Annotated in this window: 13 protein-coding genes; 8 read left to right on the top strand and 5 right to left on the bottom strand. The window is 71.2% G+C overall.

Annotated elements, in window-relative coordinates:
* Positions 1-41: 41 nt before the first annotated feature.
* The 4 genes from J7654_RS07640 to J7654_RS07625 form a co-directional block, all read right to left on the bottom strand.
* Positions 42-881 carry a glycine betaine ABC transporter substrate-binding protein gene (locus J7654_RS07640; RefSeq protein ID WP_209739560.1) on the bottom strand — a complete coding sequence of 280 codons (840 nt, stop codon included), beginning with the start codon at positions 879-881 and terminating at the stop codon, positions 42-44.
* 31 nt (positions 882-912) lie between these two features.
* Complete coding sequence (locus tag J7654_RS07635; RefSeq protein ID WP_209739558.1) at positions 913-1,755, bottom strand: ABC transporter permease; 843 nt, start codon at positions 1,753-1,755, stop codon at positions 913-915.
* Positions 1,755-2,993 (bottom strand): quaternary amine ABC transporter ATP-binding protein, encoded by a 1,239-nt coding sequence (locus tag J7654_RS07630; RefSeq protein WP_209739556.1) that lies wholly within the window; start codon positions 2,991-2,993, stop codon positions 1,755-1,757. The genes J7654_RS07635 and J7654_RS07630 overlap by 1 nt, the downstream gene beginning before the upstream one ends.
* Positions 2,994-3,185: 192 nt before the next feature.
* Positions 3,186-4,226: a GlxA family transcriptional regulator gene (locus J7654_RS07625; protein ID WP_209739554.1), complete on the bottom strand. Its 1,041-nt coding sequence runs from the start codon at positions 4,224-4,226 to the stop codon at positions 3,186-3,188.
* A 198-nt stretch (positions 4,227-4,424) separates the two neighbouring features.
* On the opposite strand from J7654_RS07625, the gene J7654_RS07620 reads away from it, so the two are divergent.
* The 6 genes from J7654_RS07620 to J7654_RS07595 are packed head-to-tail and all read left to right on the top strand — an operon-like array spanning position 4,425 to position 12,623.
* A complete protein-coding gene (locus J7654_RS07620) occupies positions 4,425-5,702 on the top strand; it encodes an aromatic ring-hydroxylating oxygenase subunit alpha (protein WP_209739552.1) in 1,278 nt (425 codons plus the stop codon).
* Between the two features lie 8 nt (positions 5,703-5,710).
* The gene (locus J7654_RS07615) at positions 5,711-6,817 is read left to right on the top strand and encodes an FAD-binding oxidoreductase (protein ID WP_209739550.1); all 1,107 of its coding nucleotides are present in this window, start codon (positions 5,711-5,713) and stop codon (positions 6,815-6,817) included.
* Positions 6,818-6,819: 2 nt separating this feature from the next.
* On the top strand, positions 6,820-8,859 hold the full coding sequence (locus J7654_RS07610; RefSeq protein WP_209739548.1) for an NADH:flavin oxidoreductase: 2,040 nt from the start codon (positions 6,820-6,822) through the stop codon (positions 8,857-8,859).
* Between the two features lie 4 nt (positions 8,860-8,863).
* Complete coding sequence (locus J7654_RS07605; protein ID WP_209739546.1) at positions 8,864-10,771, top strand: DUF3483 domain-containing protein; 1,908 nt, start codon at positions 8,864-8,866, stop codon at positions 10,769-10,771.
* A 41-nt stretch (positions 10,772-10,812) separates the two neighbouring features.
* Positions 10,813-11,919, top strand: a complete 1,107-nt coding sequence (locus tag J7654_RS07600; protein WP_377946351.1) for an electron transfer flavoprotein subunit alpha/FixB family protein — start codon at positions 10,813-10,815, stop codon at positions 11,917-11,919.
* The gene (locus J7654_RS07595) at positions 11,916-12,623 is read left to right on the top strand and encodes an adenine nucleotide alpha hydrolase family protein (protein ID WP_209739542.1); all 708 of its coding nucleotides are present in this window, start codon (positions 11,916-11,918) and stop codon (positions 12,621-12,623) included. The genes J7654_RS07600 and J7654_RS07595 overlap by 4 nt, the downstream gene beginning before the upstream one ends.
* 53 nt (positions 12,624-12,676) lie before the next feature.
* Here the strand turns inward: J7654_RS07595 and J7654_RS07590 are convergent, their stop codons facing one another.
* Positions 12,677-14,023 carry a dicarboxylate/amino acid:cation symporter gene (locus J7654_RS07590; protein WP_209739540.1) on the bottom strand — a complete coding sequence of 449 codons (1,347 nt, stop codon included), beginning with the start codon at positions 14,021-14,023 and terminating at the stop codon, positions 12,677-12,679.
* Positions 14,024-14,240: 217 nt separating this feature from the next.
* Here J7654_RS07590 and J7654_RS07585 point away from each other — a divergent pair, with 217 nt between their 5' ends.
* Positions 14,241-16,100, top strand: a complete 1,860-nt coding sequence (locus tag J7654_RS07585) for a sensor histidine kinase (RefSeq protein ID WP_209739539.1) — start codon at positions 14,241-14,243, stop codon at positions 16,098-16,100.
* Positions 16,097-17,464 carry a sigma-54-dependent transcriptional regulator gene (locus J7654_RS07580; protein WP_280842360.1) on the top strand — a complete coding sequence of 456 codons (1,368 nt, stop codon included), beginning with the start codon at positions 16,097-16,099 and terminating at the stop codon, positions 17,462-17,464. Before J7654_RS07585 ends, J7654_RS07580 begins: the two co-directional genes overlap by 4 nt.
* The last annotated feature ends 4 nt before the right edge of the window (positions 17,465-17,468 follow it).

Genomic DNA, 17,468 nt, shown 5'->3' with positions numbered 1-17,468 from the left:
GCGCGAAGGCCGGCCCCTGTCTCCATGCCGGGCGGCCCGCCTTACTCGGCGGTCCACTCCGCGACCTTGTCCGGGTTGGCCTCGATCCAGGCGCGCGCGGTGGCGGCCGGGTCGCCGCCCTCCTCGTTCTCCAGCATCAGGGCCTCCTCGTCCTCCAGCGTCAGGCGGAAGTTGGAGATGATGCGGTAGACGTCGGGCATGTCGTCCGAAAGGCCGGCGCGCACGACGTTGTTGACCGTCTCCTCGCTGCCCAGCGAGCCTTCCGGGTCCTCCAGATATTTCAGGTCCCAGCGCGAGAACATCCAGTGCGGCGTCCAGGCGGTGACGACGATGGGCTCCTCGCGCGAGATCGCGTCCTGGAGCGCGGCGGTCATGGTGGCGTCCGAGCCGTCCATCAGCGTCACGTCGAGCCCGTAATCGGCGATGGCCTGCTCGGAGGCCGACATCAGCCCCGCGCCCGGATCGATGCCGATGACCTGGCCGTTCACCACGCTCGGATCGTCCGCGATGTCCTGGATCGAATCGATCTCCATATAGGCCGGCACGGCCCAGCCGAGGCGGGCGCCCTCGATATTGACGCCGACAAGCTCCACCTGGTCCTGGAGCTGCTCGTAATAGGCCGCGTGGGTGACGGGCAGCCAGCCGGCGACATGGGCATCCGCCTCGCCGGTGGCCACGGCCTGCCACATGGCCGCGCCGGGCAGCGGCGTCATGTTCACCGTATAGCCCTCGTCCTCCAGGACGGCGGCCAGGATGTTGGTCGCCACCACCGTATCCGACCATTCCACATAGGCCAGGTTCACCGTGCCCGTTCCTTGCGCCTGCGCGGCGCCCGAAAGCGCGGCTGAGGCGAGGAGAATCGCGGCGAGAGTCCGTTTCATATGTCGTTTCCTTTCGTTGCGGTGGGGGTGTTCAGTTCGCCCGGGCGCGCTGCGCCATGGCCTGGGTGATGCGGTCGAGGATGACCGCCAGGATCACGATGGCGATGCCCGCCTGGAAGCCGGCGCCCGCGTCCAGCCGCTGGATGGAGCGCCAGACCTCCCGGCCGAGCCCGCCCGCCCCGATCATCGAGGCGATCACCACCATGGAGAGCGAAAGCATGATCGTCTGGTTGATGCCCGCCATGATGGTGGGCAGGGCCAGCGGCAGTTGCACCTTGACGAGCTTCTGCCCCGTCGTCGTGCCGAAGGCGTTCGACGCCTCGATCAGGTCGTGCGGCACGTTGCGGATGCCGAGCGCGGTCAGGCGGATGACGGGCGGCATGGAGAAGATGATGGTGGCGAAGACCGCCGAGACGGCCCCGAGCCCGAAGAAGGGAATGGCCGGGATGAGATAGACGAAGCTCGGCATGGTCTGCATCATGTCCAGCACCGGCCCGACGACGCGCCAGAGCCGCCGCGACAGGGCGCAGAGAATGCCGATGGGAATGCCGATGGCGAGCGCGGCCACGGTTGCCAGCGTCACCAGCACCAGCGTCTCGATGGTGGCCGGCCAGAGCCGCAGGTTCCACAGGAAGGCGAGGCCCACCAGCGACAGGAGCGCCACGCGTCGGCCGGCCAGCCACAGGGCGAGCGCCGAGATGGCGAGGATCAGGACGAGCGGCGGCAGGGCGCCCAGCCCGTCCGTCGCGGCGGTGATCCAGGCGCGCACGAGCCGGCTCGTGCCGCGCGTCACGTCCGAGAAGTTCGCCGTCATGAAGGCGAGGGCGTCCGCCGACAGGGTGTCGAGCGGGAATTTCGGGATCGACCATTCCATCAGGCGGCCCTCCCCTCGAGCGGCGATGCGCCGGCGGGCGCGAGGCCGTCATGGGGGTGCGTGCCCTCGCGCGAGGCGAGGGCGGCCAGCGCCGCCCCTTGCGTGACGACGCCCAGATAGCGCCCCTCGCCATCCACCACGGCCACCCCTTGCGTGCGCTGCACCAGCTTGGGCAGCGCCGCCTTCAAAACATCCTTGCCGGCGGCGACCGGCAATGAGGGCTGCATCAGCGAGGCCACGCTCGCGCCGGCCGTGCCCTGCGTCAGCGCATCTCGGGAGAGCTGGCCGACGGGCATGTTCCTCTCGCAGGTCACGACGAGCTGGTCGGCGCCCGTGCGCTCGAACTCGGCGAGCGCCTGCGAGCCGGTCAGCTCGCGGAAGAGCGAGGGGGCCGAGCGGTCCGCCAGGCGCGCCAGCGTGATGACGGAGGAGACGTCGATATGCTCCACGAAGCGGCGCACATATTCGCCCCGCGGCCTCAGGAGGATCTCCTCCGGGTAGCCCGCCTGCACGATGGCGCCGTCCTTCATCAGGACGATGCGCCCCCCGAGGTGGATGGCCTCGTCGAGATCGTGGGAGACGAAGACGATGGTCTTCTTCATCCGCTCCTGAAGCGCCACCAGCTCGTCCTGCATGTCGCGGCGGATGAGCGGGTCGAGCGCGGAGAAGGCCTCGTCCATCAACAGGATGTCGGCGTCCACCGCCAGGGCGCGGGCCAGCCCCGCCCGCTGCTGCATGCCGCCCGAGAGCTGGCTCGGATATTTGTCGTGCCAACCCTTCAGGCCGACGAGCTCGATGGCCTCCATCGCCTTCTCGCGGCGCAAGGCGGGCTTCATGCCCTGCACCTCCAGCCCGTATTCCACGTTCCGCGCGATGGTGCGGTTGGGAAACAGGGCGAAGTGCTGGAAGACCATGCCGAACTTGGCGCGGCGGAACTCGAGGAGCTGCCGGCCCGAAAGGCTCGTCACCTCCACCCCGTCCACCAGGATGGAGCCGGCCGTCGGCTCCACGAGCCGGTTGAGGCAGCGCAGCATGGTGGACTTGCCTGAGCCCGAAAGACCCATCACCACCAGGATCTCGCCTTCCTCCACGCCGAAGGAGACCCGGTCGAGGCCGAGCACCGCGCCGGTGCGCGAAAGGATCTCGTCCTTGCCCTCCCCCGCGCGCAGAAGCTCGAGGGCCTGTTTCTCTTCGTCGCCAAAGAGCTTGACGACATCGGTCACGCGAATGCGTTCCATCGATACTCCGTCGTGGCCGCGCGATCCGCCGAAGAGAGGCGTCCGGACGCGGTTATTGCGGGATCGTGACGGGAAGCCCTGGCCGCTGCGATGCTGGAACGGACAAGGACGGGTAGAATCCCGACAGAGGACATGGCGGCGCGAAGGAAGTGGGCCAGTGGGCCGAGCGCCGCCGCTCGAAGGTGGCCTTGGCTAAAGCACGGCTCCCGCCGCGTCAACCGCCGCATGTGCGGCGGGAATGCGGCGGTGGCGGGCATCGCGCGGGGCGAAGCCGAAGAACCCCCTGAATTGCCTGGCGAAATGCGCCCCGTCGCAAAAGCCCGATTCCACCGCGATCTCGGTCACGCTCTTGCGCGTCGTCTCCAGGAGCCGGCGGGCATAGCGCAGGCGCAGGCGGCGATAGGCGGCGGCCGGGCTCTGGCCGATCGTTTCCTGGAACAGGCGCTCGAGCTGGCGGGTGGAGAGCTTCAGCTTGCCCGCGATGGCCTCGATGGCCAGAGGCTCAGCCACATGCTGCTCCATGACGAGGATGGCGCGGCGCACGCGCTCGTCGTCGGCCGGGCCGGAATCGGGATGGGGCTGGGCGTGGGAGCCGGCGCGCGCGTTCTGCATCTGCAGGACGTGCAGGCTCTTCTGCGCCGCCGCCTGCCCCACATGGCGCTCGATGAGATGGGCCGCGAGGTCGGCGACCCCCGAGCCGCCGGCGCAGGTGATGCGGTCGCGGTCCACGATGAAGAGGCGGTCGGCATCCGGCACCTGGTCGGGGAACTCGGCCTCGAAATCGGCGTAGTGATACCAGGAAACGCAGCAGCGGCGCCCCTTCATCAGCCCGGCGCGCGAGAGCACGAAGGAGCCCGTGCACACGCCCACCAGCGGCACGCCGAGCGCCGCGGCCGAGCGCAGATAGGCGAGCGAGGCCTCGTCCATCTGCTCGCCGGCATGGAGCAGGCCGCCCACCACCACGATGTAGTCGAAGGAGGCGGGGTCGCTCAGCGGCGCGGTGCGCGTGACCTGCACCCCGCAACTGGAGCGCACCGGCTCGCCGCGCGCCGCCATCACCGCCCAGGAGCAGTGGATGGGGCGCGAGCGGTCGCCCTCGTCCGCCGCCAGGCGCAGCGCGTCGACGAAGAGCGACAGGGCGCTCAGGGTGAAATTGTTGGCCAAGAGAAAGCCGACGCGAAGCTGCGCCGGCCTTGCCGCCTGAAGCTTGCGAAGCGTCATGTGCATGTTCATCGCGACAGCCCTCCTGCGGCAAATCTCATCATGCTCCGAATTTTGGCATAATTCCAATATGATGTTCGTGAAGACAACCCGGGCGCGAGCCGGCATGGCGCAAAAGCTCCCGGTCCATGTCGCGTTTGAGAAAGTATTGGCGCGCGGGCCGGCCCCAGACTGCGACGATACCGGCGCCCCGCTCGAGGATTGGACGTCATGGCTCAGACAATGCTGAAGACGCTGCTCAGGGGCCGCCGGCCGGGCTATTCGCTCGACGCGCCGTTCTACACCAGCCCGGAGATCTTCGCCGCCGACATGGAGGCGATCTTCGAGCGGCACTGGATCTTCGTGGGCGTCGAGCCCGACATTCCCGAGCCCGGCGACGTGATGACGCTCGATATCGGGCGCAACGCCATCCTGATCGTGCGCGACGACGAGGGGGGCGTGCGCGCCTTCCACAATGTCTGCCGCCATCGCGGCGCGCGGCTGGTGCACGAGGAGAAGGGCACGGTCGGCAACCTCGTGTGCCGCTACCACACCTGGACCTACAATCTGGAAGGCGCGCTCATCCATGCCGAGCACATGGGAGAGGGGTTCGACCGCGGCTGCCACGGGCTGAAGCCCGTCCATCTCCGCTCGCTGGAGGGCCTCATCTTCATCTGCCTCGCACAGGAGCCGCCGGCCGATTTCGACCAGATGGCCGCCGCGATGGGCCCCTATATCGCGCCCCACAACATCAGGGACGCCAAGGTCGCCTACAGCCACGATCTCATCGAGCCGGGCAACTGGAAGCTGACGATGGAGAACAACCGCGAGTGCTACCATTGCGGCGCGAACCATCCCGAGCTGACCGTGCCCCTCTTCGCCTACGGCTTCGGCTTCGCGCCCGAGGACCTGGACGAGATGGAGCGCGAGCAGGCGCGGCGCTACGGCTGCCTCGTCGACGACAGCCATGGCGACTGGGAGCGGGCGGGAATTCCCAGCCGGATGCTGGAGCACCTGGACGACATGGTGACCGGCTACCGCACCGAGCGCCTGCCGCTGGACGGCGACGGCGAGAGCCATACGATGGACACGCGGGCGGCCTGCAGGCTGCCGATGGGGCCCTTCCCCAGCGCGCGCATGGGCGGCCTGCATTTCTGGACCCAGCCCAATAGCTGGCACCATTTCATGGGCGACCACGCCGTCACCTTCGCGGTGATCCCGCTGGACGAGAACCGCTCGCTGGTGCGCACCAAATGGCTGGTGCACAAGGACGCGGTGGAGGGCGTGGACTACGACCTCGAAAACCTGATCTCGGTCTGGATGGCCACCAACGCGCAGGATTCCGAGCTGGTCGGCTTCTGCCAGGAGGGCGCGCGCACCGCCGGCTACGAGCCGGGGCCCTACTCGCCCCACACCGAGATGCTCGTGGAGAAGTTCTGCAACTGGTATGTCGGGCGGATGCGCGCCCATTTCGACCCGGCGCCCGTCGCCGCCGCCGTGGCCGCCTGACGCCGGGCATGGACGCGACCAGCCCCGCGCCGGCCGCCACCGGCTTCTACGCCTGGAACCCGGAGGAGGACGACGTCCTCATCTGCCGGGCCGTGCGCGAGGAGGCGGAGGACGTGAAGAGCTTCATCTTCGCGCCGCGCTCGCAGCGCCGCTTCGCCTATCAGCCGGGCCAGTTCCTCACCTTCGAGTTCGAGATCGGGGGCGAGCCCGTCCACCGCTGCTACACGATCTCCTCGGCGCCCTCGCGGCCCGACACCGTGTCCATCACCGTCAAGCGCGTGCCGGGCGGGCCGGTCTCCAACTGGCTGCACGACCATTTCCGCCCCGGCCAGATGCTGAAGGCGGCCGGCCCCATGGGCGATTTCTCCTGGAGCCGCCACCCTTCGCGCACCGGCCGCTACCTCCTCATCTCCGGCGGCTCGGGCGTCACGCCCATGATGTCGATGGCGCGCACGGCCTACGATCTTGCCGAGATCCGCGACACGATCTTCCTCCACGCCGCCCGCTCGCCGCGCGACATCGTGTTCGCCGACGAGATCGCCATGATGGCGCGGCGCAACCGCTCCATCCGCGCGGCCCATATCGTGGAGGCCGACAGCCCGCTCCAGGCCTGGCACGGCTTCAGGGGCCGCATCTCGCGCGCCTCCATCGAGGCGGTGGCACCCGATTTCCTGACCCGCGAGATCTTCGTCTGCGGCCCCTCGCCCTTCATGGCCGCCGTGCGCGCCATCCTGAAGGAGGCCGGCTTCGACATGGCTCGCCATCACGAGGAGAGCTTCAACTTCGACGAGCTGGCGCCGCGGGAGCAGGCGGAGGTGGAGGAGGCCGCCGCCTCGCTCGAAAGCGAGGTGAAGACCTGGCGGATCGAGTTCGCGAAGACGAAACGCGTGGTGGAATGTCCTGAGACCATGACGATCCTGGAGGCGGCGCGCCGGGCCGGCATGCGTTTGCCCTCCTCCTGCTCCAAGGGCCTGTGCGGCACCTGCAAGTCGAGAAAGCTCTCCGGCGAGGTGGAGATGCGCCACCAGGGCGGCATCCGCCAGCGCGAGGTGGACGCGGGCATGATGCTGATCTGCTGCTCCCGGCCCCGCTCCGACGTGACCGTGGAGCGCTAGGGATGATCGCCCATGCCGAGGCCCTGCTCAGGCCCCTCACGATCAAGGGCCTCACCATCCGCAACCGGGTGATGTCCACCAGCCACGCGCCCGGCTACGGCCAGGACGGCAAGCCGCAGGAGCGCTACCAGCTCTATCACGAGGAGAAGGCGAAGGGCGGCATCGGGCTGACCATGTTCGGCGGCTCCTCCTCCGTGGCGCTGGACAGCCCCGCCACGCCGTGGAACCAGATCGATGTCGGCTCCGACGCGGTGGTGCCGTTCTTCCGCGAGTTCTCCGAGCGCATCCACCGCCACGGCGCCAGCCTGATGGTGCAGCTCACCCATATGGGCCGGCGCACCAAATGGGACACAGACAACTGGGCGCCCGTCATCGCCCCGTCCGTGCGCCGCGAGCCGGCCTCCCGATCCGTGCCCAAGGAGATGGAGAGGGAGGATATCGCCCGCGTGGTGAAAGCCTTCGGCGAGGCGGCGCGCCGCTGCCGCGAGGGCGGGCTCGACGGCTGCGAGATCTCCGCCGCGCACGGCCACCTCGTGGACCAGTTCTGGAGCCCTTCGGTCAACCGGCGCACCGACGGCTATGGCGGGAGCCTGGAAAACCGGATGCGCTTCGGCATCGAGGTGCTGGAGGCCATGCGAGCGGCGGCCGGCGAGGACTACGTGATCGGCATGCGCATGTCGGGGGACGAGCTGGTCTCCGACGGGCTTACGCAGGACGACCTCCTGAGCATCGCGACGGACTACGCCCGGCGCGGGCTGGTGGACTTCCTCAACATCGTCGGCGGGCAGGCGCGAGACCACATAGCCCATGCCATCTCCCTGCCGAACATGAGCTTTCCGGTCGCGCCCTTCCTCTATCTTCCCAGCGCCATCAAGCGCGAGGTGGACGTGCCCGTCTTCCACGCCCAGCGCGTCACCGACCTCGCCACGGCCGCGCGGGCCGTCCACGAGGGCCATGTGGACATGGTGGCGATGACGCGCGCGCACATCGCCGACCCGCATCTGGTGAAGAAGCTCCAGGAGGGGCGCGCCGAGGACATCCGCCAATGCGTGGGGGCCGGCTACTGCATCGACCGCATCTATGTGGGGGGCGACGCCCTGTGCATCCAGAACGCGGCCACGGGGCGCGAGGCGACCATGCCCCATGTCGTGCCGAGGGCCGGCACGCGCAGGAAGGTGGTCATCGTGGGCGCGGGGCCGGCCGGGCTGGAGGCGGCGCGCGTGTGCGCCGAGCGCGGCCACCACGTCGTCCTCTTCGAGAAGGAGCCGCTGGCCGGCGGCCAGGTCTCCGTCGCGGCCAAGGCCACGTGGCGCGAGGCGCTGTCGGGCATTCCACGCTGGCTGCACGGGCAGGCGGTGAAGCTCGGCGTCGACCTGCGCTACGGCACGCAGGCCACCGAGGCCGCCATCCTGGCCGAGGCGCCCGACGTGGTGCTGGTCGCCACCGGCGGCACGCCCAGCCTCGGCCATGCCAAGGGGGCGGACCGGCACGCCGTCTCCACCTGGGACATCCTCACCGGCCGGATAGAGCCGACCGGCTCGATCCTCCTCTACGACGAGCAGGGCCAGCACAACGCCGCCTCCACCGCCGAGCACATGGCCAGACGCGGCTGCCTGGTGGAGATCGCCACGCACGACCGGATGGTGGGCGAGGAGATCGGCACCACCAACCAGCCGATCCACATCCGCGAACTCTACAAGCTCGGCGTGGTGATGACGCCGAACATGGAGCTGATCGAGGTCTACCCGGAAGGCAACCGCCTCGTGGCGGCCCTGCGCAACACGCACACCGACGCGGAGGAGGAGCGCGTGGTGGACCGCGTGGTGGTGGAGTACGGCACCCTGCCGGCCGACGCGCTCTATTTCGGCCTGAAGGAGAAGTCCGCCAATGGCGGCCAGACCGATCTGGACGCGCTGGTGGCGGGCCGCCCCCAGCCGGCCTGCGGAGACGGCTTTCATCTCTACCGCATCGGCGACGCGGTGGCCGGCCGCAACATCCACGCCGCGATCTACGACGCGCTCCGGCTCTGCAAGGATCTCTAGCCCCATGGACGGCGCGTCGTTCCTCCCCGCGCTCGTCCTTCTCATGGCGGCCCTTGCCGGGCTGATGATCGCGGGCCGCGCGCGGCTGTGGAAGGCGGGCCGCCCGGCGCGGGTGGGGTGGGCCGCCGGCCTTCTCGGCCTGCCCCGGCGCTATCTGGTGGACGTGCACCACGTGGTGGGGCGCGATCCGTATGCCGCGCGGATGCATGCGCTCGTCGCGGGCGGGCTCGTCGCCGGATCGGCCCTGGCCGCTCTTGCCCTCCTTCCCCCGCTCGGGGCCTCGCGCCTCTATTGGGGCCTCGTCGCGCTGTCCTTTGCCGTCATGCTGGCGGGAAGCGTCGCGGTGGGCGCGCGGCGGATGCCCGGCAGGCCCCGGCGCCTGTCCGGCGGCAGCTTCCAGATCCTGCCCTTCCTGCTCCTCGGCTACGGGCTCGGCGCCTTTCTCGCCGCCCTGTCGCGGGCGCTTCTCCTGCCCGCCCTGTCGTGGCCCGGCCTGATCCTGGCCGTCGCCGGCGGGCTCGGCCTTGCCTGGCAGACGGGCAAGGGGCCGATGCGCCATGCGATCACCGGGGCGGCGCATCTCGTGGCCCATCCGCGTCCCGGCCGCTTCGAAGGCGCGCGCGAGACGGCGCTTGCGCCGCTCGACCTGGGCGCCGCCAGGCTCGGCGTCGAAACGCCGGCCGACCTGCCGTGGAACCGGCTTCTCTCCTTCGATGCCTGCATCCAGTGCGGGCGCTGCGAGGCGGCCTGCCCGGCCTTTGCCGCCGGCCAGCCGCTGAACCCCAAGCGCCTGATCCAGGACCTTGCCGCCGCCATGACGCCGGGCGGCAACCCGGCCTATGCCGGCAGCGCCTATCCGAACGCGCGCTCCGTCTCCGGCGCGTCCGGCCTGCACGAGCCGCTTCTCAGAGGGCTTCTCCATCCCGACACGCTCTGGTCCTGCACCACCTGCCGGGCCTGCGTGGAGGAGTGCCCGATGATGATCGAGCATGTCGATTCCATCGTCGATCTCCGCCGCTTCCAGACGCTGGAGGCCGGCGCCGTGCCGCACAAGGGCGAGGCGGTGCTGGCGCAGATGCGCGGCGCAGACGAGCCGGGCGGCCGGGCGCTGGCCGAGCGCACCCATTTCGCGGCCGGCCTGCCCCTGCCCCGCATCGCGGAGCGCGGAGAGGCGGACCTTCTCCTGTGGCTGGGCACCAGCGCCTACGACCTGCGCGTCGGGCGTTCCCTGCGCGCGCTCCTGCGCCTGCTGATCGCGGCGGGCGTGGACTATGCCGTGCTGGGCGAGGAGGAGCGCGATTGCGGCGACCTTGCCCGACGGCTGGGCGACGAGGCCACCTTCCAGCGCCTCGCCCGCGCCAATATCGAGACGCTGGGGCGCTATCGCTTCGAGCGCATCGCCACCGCCGACCCGCACGCGCTGCATGTGCTGCGCAACGAATATCCTGCCTTCGGCGGCGCCTTCGAGGTGGTGCACCACACGGCGCTGATCGAGGAGCTGGCGGCCGGCGGCCGGCTGGCCCTCGGCACGCTGCCCGCCGGCCAGAGCGTCACCTATCACGACCCCTGCTATCTCGGCCGCTACAATGGAGAGTTCGACGCGCCGCGGCGGCTGCTGGACCGGCTCGGCATGACGCGCGTGGAGATGGCCCGATCGGGGCCGCGCGCGCTGTGCTGCGGCGGCGGGGGCGGCGCGGCGGTGACGGACATCGCCGGCGAGCGGCGCATCCCGGACCTGCGCATGGAACAGGCGAGGGAGACGGGCGCGGCGGTGGTGGCGGTCGCCTGCCCGCAATGCACCGCCATGCTGGAGGGCGTCGTCGGGGAGCGGCCCGACGTTCTGGACATCGCGGAGCTGGCGCTGCGCGCGCTGGAGGCGGCGCCCGCGCCCCGGCGGGCCGTGCCGGCATGAGGCCGCGCCTCGACCCGCGCGCCTTACGGGAGGGACGGCGCGTGGCCGGACCGGGCCGTCCGCGCTTCGACCTCGGGGCCTCGCGCGCCGGCCGCCCCCGGCGCGATCCGCGCGCCGATGCGGCGGCCCTCCTTGTCGGGCGCGAGCCGCGCCCGCGCCTCGACCGCGCCCATCGCGGCGCGCCGGTGGCAGGGGAGCGGGCCGGGGCGGCGGCGCCCCGGATCGTCACCGTGGACAATCCGGCCTTCCTCGTGCTCGTGGTCGCCGATCCGGGCGTCGGGCCCTTGAGCGCGCACGACCGCCAGACGCTGGGCGCGGCACGGCTGCTGAGCCAGGAGGGCGGCGCGGTGGTGCTGGCCACGGAGAGGCCGCTCGACGAGGCCGGGGCGCTGGGCGCCGACCGCCTCGTCGCCCTGCCGCCGCTCCTGCATCCCGAACGCCGCGCGGCGAGCGTGGCGGCGCTGATCGAGCAATTGAAGCCGGCCCATCTCGTGCTGCCGGAATCGCCGGAGGGCGGCGATCTGGCGCGCCGCCTCGCGGCCTGGAGCGACGAGGCCCTGTTCTGCGGCGTGGAGCAGATATCGCGGCGCGGCCTCGTGCGATCCGTCCGAAGCCGGGGGGTCGACCAGGCCATCGCCGCGCCGCCGCGCTTCCTGACCGTGGCGCCCGACATGCTGGCCGCCTATGACGGCCCGGAGCGGGAGGCCCGGCGCATCGAGCCGGACCTGCCGCCGGCGGCGGACGCGCCGGCCGAGCACCTGCCCGCGCAGGCCGGCGGGCTGCCGCTGGCCGAGGCCGATTTCGTCGTCTCGGCCGGCAACGGCATCGTGGATTTCGAGGCCTTCCGACGGCTGGCCGCCGCGCTGGGCGCGACGGCGGGGGCGAGCCGCGTGGTCTGCGATGCGGGGCTCATGCCGCGCGAGGCGCAGGTCGGCGCCTCCGGCACCGTCCTCTCCGCCTCCTGCTATCTGGCGCTCGGCATCGCGGGCGCGCCGCAGCACCTTCAGGGCATCGGCACCTGCGAGCACGTCATCGCCGTCAACACCGATCTGCACGCGGCGATGGTGGAGCGCGCGGAGCTGGCCATCGTGGCGGACGCCCATCCCGTGATGCAGGCGCTCCTGCGGCTTCTGGAGGAAGGCCGGTGAGGATCGCGATCCTCCTCTCCGCCTCGCGCCATCCGGTGTCCGGCCGCCCGGTGCTGGCGGCAACGGAGGCGCGGGCGATCGGGCTCGCCCTCAGGCTCGGCGGGGAGGTGGCGGGCTTCCACGCAGGGCCCGGCAGCGAGGCCGCGCGCCTTGCCCTCGGCCACGGCCTGCCGCGCCTCGTGCATCTGCGGCTCGGCGGGCAGGAGGACCCCTTGCCCGCGCTCCATGAGGCGCTGGCGGCGTTCTCGCCCAGGCTCATCCTGTGCGGCCGGCGCGCGGAGGGCGGGGACGAGACCGGCCTCCTGCCCTATCGGCTGGCCGCGCGCCTGGGCGCGCCGATCCTCGCCGACGCGGTGGAGATCGCCGGGAATGGGGGCCATGTCGTTCAGGCGCTGGCCCGCGGCGGGCGCCGCCGCCTGCCCTTGCCGGCGGGAGCGGTCGTCATCACCGTCCACCCCGCCGCGCCGCCCGCCGGCTCCTTTGCCTTCGCCCTGCAACGGCGCGGCGCGGTGGAAACCCGCGAGGCCGCCGGCCCCGTCATGGCGACGGACATCGAGGAGCGGACGATGCGCCGGCGCGGCAAGCTCATGGCCGCGCCGGGGGCCGCGCCCGGCAAGTCGGGAGAGCGCCTCGTCGACCCGGAGGCCGAAGAGGCCGCGCGCGCCATCCTCGCCCATCTGGAGCGCATCGGCGTCCTGCGCTGAAACGCCTCGTTCAAAGGAGCCTGCGGCGGGCGAGGGCGCCCGCCGCCCCTTGGCTATTCGGCCGGCACGAGGGAGGGCGCTTCCAGCTCCGGCTCGTCCAGCGGCAGGGGATGGCCGCTGAGCGCCGCGTCCAGCCGCTCGCGGTCCAGCTCGCCTTCCCAGCGCGCCACCACCAGCGTCGCCACCGCGTTGCCCACGAGGTTGGTCAGCGCCCGGCACTCGGACATGAAGCGGTCGATGCCCAGGATCAGCGCCATGCCGGCGACCGGCACGGTGGGCACCACCGAAAGGGTGGCGGCCAGCGTGATGAAGCCGGCCCCGGTGATGCCCGCCGCGCCCTTGGACGAGAGCATGGCCACCAGCAGCAGCAGGATCTGGTCGCCCAGCGAGAGGTCGATATTGGTGGCCTGCGCGATGAAGAGCGCGGCCATGGTCATGTAGATGTTGGTGCCGTCGAGATTGAAGGAATAGCCGGTCGGCACGACGAGCCCGACGACGGACTTCTTGGCGCCCGCGCGCTCCATCTTCTCCATCAGCGTGGGCAGCGCCGCCTCCGAGGAGGAGGTGCCGAGCACCAGGAGAAGCTCTTCCTTGATGTAGCGCAGCAGCGCCAGGATCGAGAAGCCGTTGTAGCGGCACACCGCACCGAGGACGACGAGCACGAAGAGGATGGAGGTGAGGTAGAAGGTGGCGACCAGCAGGGCGAGATTGGCGATGGAGCCGATGCCGTAGCGGCCGATGGTGAAGGCCATGGCGCCGAAGGCGCCGATCGGGGCCGCCTTCATCAGGATCGCCACCAGCTTGAACATGGGGGCGGACAGGGCGTTGAGGAAGTTCAGGACAGGCTTGCCCGCATCGCCCACCATGCCGAGCGCGATGCCGAAGAGCACCGAGAAGAACAGGACCTGGAGGATGTCTCCCGAGGCGAAGGCGGAGAAGATGGTGGAGGGGATGATGTTGGACAGGAAGCCCACCAGCGACTGCTCGTGCGCGGCCTGGGTGTAGTTGGCCACCGCCGAGGGGTCGAGCGTGGCCGGGTCGATGTTCAGTCCGGCGCCGGGCTGGACGATATTGGCGATGATCAGGCCCACGATCAGGGCGAGCGTGGAGAAGGTGAGGAAGTAGAGCATGGCCTTGCCGGCCACGCGCCCGACCTTGGCCAGATCGCTCATCCCCGCGATGCCGGTGACGATGGTCAGGAAGATCACCGGCGCGATGATCATCTTCACCAGCTTGATGAAGGCATCGCCCAGCGGCTTCATGCTCTCGCCCGTGTCCGGCCAGAAATGGCCGAGCGCGATGCCGAGCGCGATGGCGGCGAGCACCTGGACGTAGAGCTGTGCGTAGAACGGCTTGCGACCGGCCGGCACGGCGGCCTGAGCGGGCATGGAAACGGCCATGCAACCCTCCCTGAACTTTGGCGCGGCACCCCGCCGGCCTCCCGAACCGGCGCGCGCGCCGGCTACGGACATGCAGTTGCAAACGCCGTGCCATTCTCTCGCCGCAGGGCTGCCATGCCGTCAGAACAGGGCTTACGCGCGCTTTTCTCGCGAGGGCGGACCCAAGCGCGTGCGATTTTTCGCGCAAAATCCCGAACGCTTGTGTGATAATCCGCACATGGCCTCGTCCCCCTCTCCCGCCTCGCCGCTTTCGAACGTTCCCGCCTCCGCGGCGAGCCGCTGGGGCCGCGCGCTTCTGGTGCTGCTGGCCCTCGGCGGATTTGCCCTTGCGGTGGAGGGGGTTGGCCGCTTCGCGGAAGGGCGCGTGGTGGAGCGGCTGCGGGAAGAGGCGCATCTGGCGCTGCCGCTGGCGGGCTCGGCCCTGCGCGCGGAGATCGACCGCCAGCGCGCCGTGCCCCTCGTCCTCGCGCAGGAAAGCACCGTGCGTGCCACACTGGAGATGCGGCTCGCCTCCAGCGTGGCGGCGACGAACGAGAAGCTGCGCCGGCTCGCCACCGGCACGCGCGCCAGCGTCCTCTACCTCATCGACGCGAACGGCCTTGCGGTGGCGGCCAGCAATTTCGGCGAGGCGGACAGTTTCGTCGGTTCCAGCTACCGCTTTCGCCGCTACTTCACGCAGGCGCTGGAGGAGGGCCGGGCCGAGCAATATGCGCTCGGCACCGTCAGCGGCCGGCCGGGACTCTACATCGCGGAGCGGATCGGCACGGCCGAGGTGCCGATCGGGGTCGTCGTCGCCAAGGTGGAGCTGGGCACGGTGGAAGGCGAATGGGCCAGCACCGGCCGGCCCACCTATGTGACGGACGCCGAGGGCGTGGTGCTGGCCACCAGCGTGCCGGCATGGCGGTTCCTCGCCGAGCGCGAGATCGGCGAGGGCGAGGCGGCGGCGATCCGCGAGCGGCTGCAATCGGGCGAGGCGCCGCTCTCGCGCCTGCCGGTGCGGGAAACCCGCACCGAAGGGCTCCTTCGCGCGGCGCCGGGCGGGGGCGCGCCCGGGCGCTTCGCCGGCGCCTCGCAGGCGCTGGCGGGCGGGCCGGAAGGCTGGCAGCTGCATCTTCTTGCCCCGGCCGACGCCGCCATCCGGCAGGAGGGCGCGCTCGCGCGCCTTCTGGCGGCGCTGGCGCTGGCGCTGGCCGCCATCGCGGGCTTCGCCTCATGGCGGCGGCGCCAGCGCGAGGGCGAGCGCCGCGCGGCGCTGGCCCGCACGGCGGCCGAGCTGGAAACGCGCGTGGCGGCACGCACCGCCGAGCTGACGCAGGCCAACGCCCGCCTGCAAGGCGAGATCGCCGAGCGCGCGGCGGCCGAAAGCCGCGTCCTGAAGCTGCGCGACGATCTCGCGCAGGCCAACCGGCTGGCCACGCTCGGCCAGATCACGGCGGGCGTGGCCCATGAGATCAACCAGCCGCTGGCGGCCATCCGCGCCTATGCCGAGAACGCCGGCCGCTTCCTGGAGCGGGGCGAGCCGCGGCAGGCGGGCGCCAATATGGGCCATGTCGTGCAGCTCACCGAGCGCATCGACACCATCACCGAGGCGCTGCGCTCCGTTGCCCGCCGCGCGCCCGGGCGCCGCCGCCGGATGGACCTGAGCGAGGCGCTGGACGGCGCGCTCCTGATGCTGGCGAGCCGCATCCGCGAGGCCGGCGTCACGCTCGAGCGCTCCGGCGTCACCGGGCCGCTGCCGATCGAGGCGGACCGCATCCGGCTGGAGCAGGTGCTGGTCAATCTCCTGCGCAACGCGCTGGACGCGCTGGGCGAGACGCCCTGCCCCGTCATCACGCTTGAAACCGGCGCCGGCGAGAGCACCGTCGGCCTCACGATCCGCGACAACGGCCCGGGCCTTGCGCCGGACGCGCTGGAGCGGCTGTTCACCCCCTTCTCCACCACCAAGCCGAACGGGCTGGGCCTCGGCCTCGTCATCTCGCAGGATATCGTCAGCGAGATGGGCGGGCGCATCCTGGCGAGGAACGCGCCGGAAGGGGGCGCGATCTTCACCGTGGAGCTGCGAAGGGCCGGGCCATGAGCGAGACGAACGAGCCCATGCCGGTGCTGTTCGTGGACGACGAGGCGCATCTGCGCGCCGCCAACGCGCAGACGCTTGAGCTGGCCGGCTTCGAGGCGCGCCCCCTGCCCTCGGCCGAGGCGGCGCTGGACGCGGTGTCGCCGGACTTCCCGGGCGTCGTCGTCACCGACCTGCGAATGCCCGGCATGGACGGCATGGCGCTGTTCCGCCGCCTGAAGGCGCTGGACCCGGACCTGCCGGTCATCCTCATCACGGGCCATGGCGACATCGAGATGGCCGTCGCCGCCCTGAAGGAGGGCGCCTACGACTTCATCGCCAAGCCCTTCGCGGGCGAGCGGCTGGTGGAGAGCGTGAGGCGCGCGGCCGAGAAGCGTCGCCTCGTCCTGGAGAACCGGCATTTGCGCGCCGAGGCCGGAATGGCGGACGGCGACGTCTCGATGATCGGCGAGACGCCTGTCATGCACCGGCTGCGCCGCACGCTGCGCCAGATCGCCGATACGCGCGTGGACGTGCTGGTGGAGGGCGAGACCGGGTCGGGCAAGGAGGTCGTGGCCTCCCTTCTGCATCGGTGGAGCGCGCGGCGGGCGCACCCCTTCGTCGCCCTCAATTGCGGCGCGCTGCCCGAAACGGTGATCGAGAGCGAGCTTTTCGGCCACGAGGCGGGCGCCTTCACCGGCGCGCAGAAGCGGCGCGTGGGCCGCATCGAGCATTCCAGCGGCGGCACGCTCTTTCTCGACGAGATCGAATCCATGCCCCCCGCCGTGCAGGTGAAGTTCCTGCGCGTTCTGGAAACGCGCGCCATCGAGCCGCTCGGCACCAACGAAACGCGCCGGCTGGACCTGCGGGTGGTGGCGGCGGCCAAGGTCGATCTCGGCGATCCCGCCGCGCGGGGCGATTTTCGCGAGGATCTCTATTACCGGCTGAACGTCGTGACGCTGCGCATCCCGCCCCTGCGCGAGCGGCGCGAGGATGTGCCTCTGCTCTTCCGCCACTTCCTGGCCCGCGCCGTGCGGCGCTTCGGCGCGCCCATGCCGGAGGTGACGCGCGAGGTGCGCGAGCATCTGGCGCGCCACGACTGGCCCGGCAATGTGCGCGAACTGTCCCATTACGCCGAGCGGCTGGCGCTGGGGCTGGACGACGCGCCGCTTGCCGATGCCGCGCCCCCCGCGCCCGCCGGCGCCAGCCTGTCGGAGCGGCTGGAGGCTTTCGAGGCACAGGCGATCCGCGAGGCGCTGAGCGCCCATCGCGGCGATGTGCGACGGACGATCGAGGCGCTCGGCCTGCCGCGCAAGACCTTCTACGACAAGCTCCAGCGGCACGGCATCGACCGGCGCTCCTTCACGGAGGGGCCGGCGGAAGGGTAGCGCT

This window comes from Aureimonas populi (genome assembly GCF_017815515.1).
GTDB lineage: Bacteria > Pseudomonadota > Alphaproteobacteria > Rhizobiales > Rhizobiaceae > Aureimonas > Aureimonas populi.
The sequence above is the reverse complement of the archived record's forward strand: the minus strand, read 5'-3'. Positions and strand labels throughout refer to the sequence as shown.

What these genes read in the sequence shown, in the direction of transcription:
- J7654_RS07620 (WP_209739552.1), top strand. Translation starts at nt 4,425, where the DNA reads ATGGCTCAGACAATGCTGAAGACGCTGCTCAGGGGCCGCCGGCCGGGC.
- J7654_RS07605 (WP_209739546.1), top strand. Translation starts at nt 8,864, where the DNA reads ATGGACGGCGCGTCGTTCCTCCCCGCGCTCGTCCTTCTCATGGCGGCC.
- J7654_RS07585 (WP_209739539.1), top strand. Translation starts at nt 14,241, where the DNA reads ATGGCCTCGTCCCCCTCTCCCGCCTCGCCGCTTTCGAACGTTCCCGCC.
- J7654_RS07590 (WP_209739540.1), bottom strand. Translation starts at nt 14,023, where the DNA reads ATGGCCGTTTCCATGCCCGCTCAGGCCGCCGTGCCGGCCGGTCGCAAG.
- J7654_RS07640 (WP_209739560.1), bottom strand. Translation starts at nt 881, where the DNA reads ATGAAACGGACTCTCGCCGCGATTCTCCTCGCCTCAGCCGCGCTTTCG.
- J7654_RS07580 (WP_280842360.1), top strand. Translation starts at nt 16,097, where the DNA reads ATGAGCGAGACGAACGAGCCCATGCCGGTGCTGTTCGTGGACGACGAG.
- J7654_RS07615 (WP_209739550.1), top strand. Translation starts at nt 5,711, where the DNA reads ATGGACGCGACCAGCCCCGCGCCGGCCGCCACCGGCTTCTACGCCTGG.
- J7654_RS07635 (WP_209739558.1), bottom strand. Translation starts at nt 1,755, where the DNA reads ATGGAATGGTCGATCCCGAAATTCCCGCTCGACACCCTGTCGGCGGAC.
- J7654_RS07625 (WP_209739554.1), bottom strand. Translation starts at nt 4,226, where the DNA reads ATGAACATGCACATGACGCTTCGCAAGCTTCAGGCGGCAAGGCCGGCG.
- J7654_RS07610 (WP_209739548.1), top strand. Translation starts at nt 6,820, where the DNA reads ATGATCGCCCATGCCGAGGCCCTGCTCAGGCCCCTCACGATCAAGGGC.
- J7654_RS07630 (WP_209739556.1), bottom strand. Translation starts at nt 2,993, where the DNA reads ATGGAACGCATTCGCGTGACCGATGTCGTCAAGCTCTTTGGCGACGAA.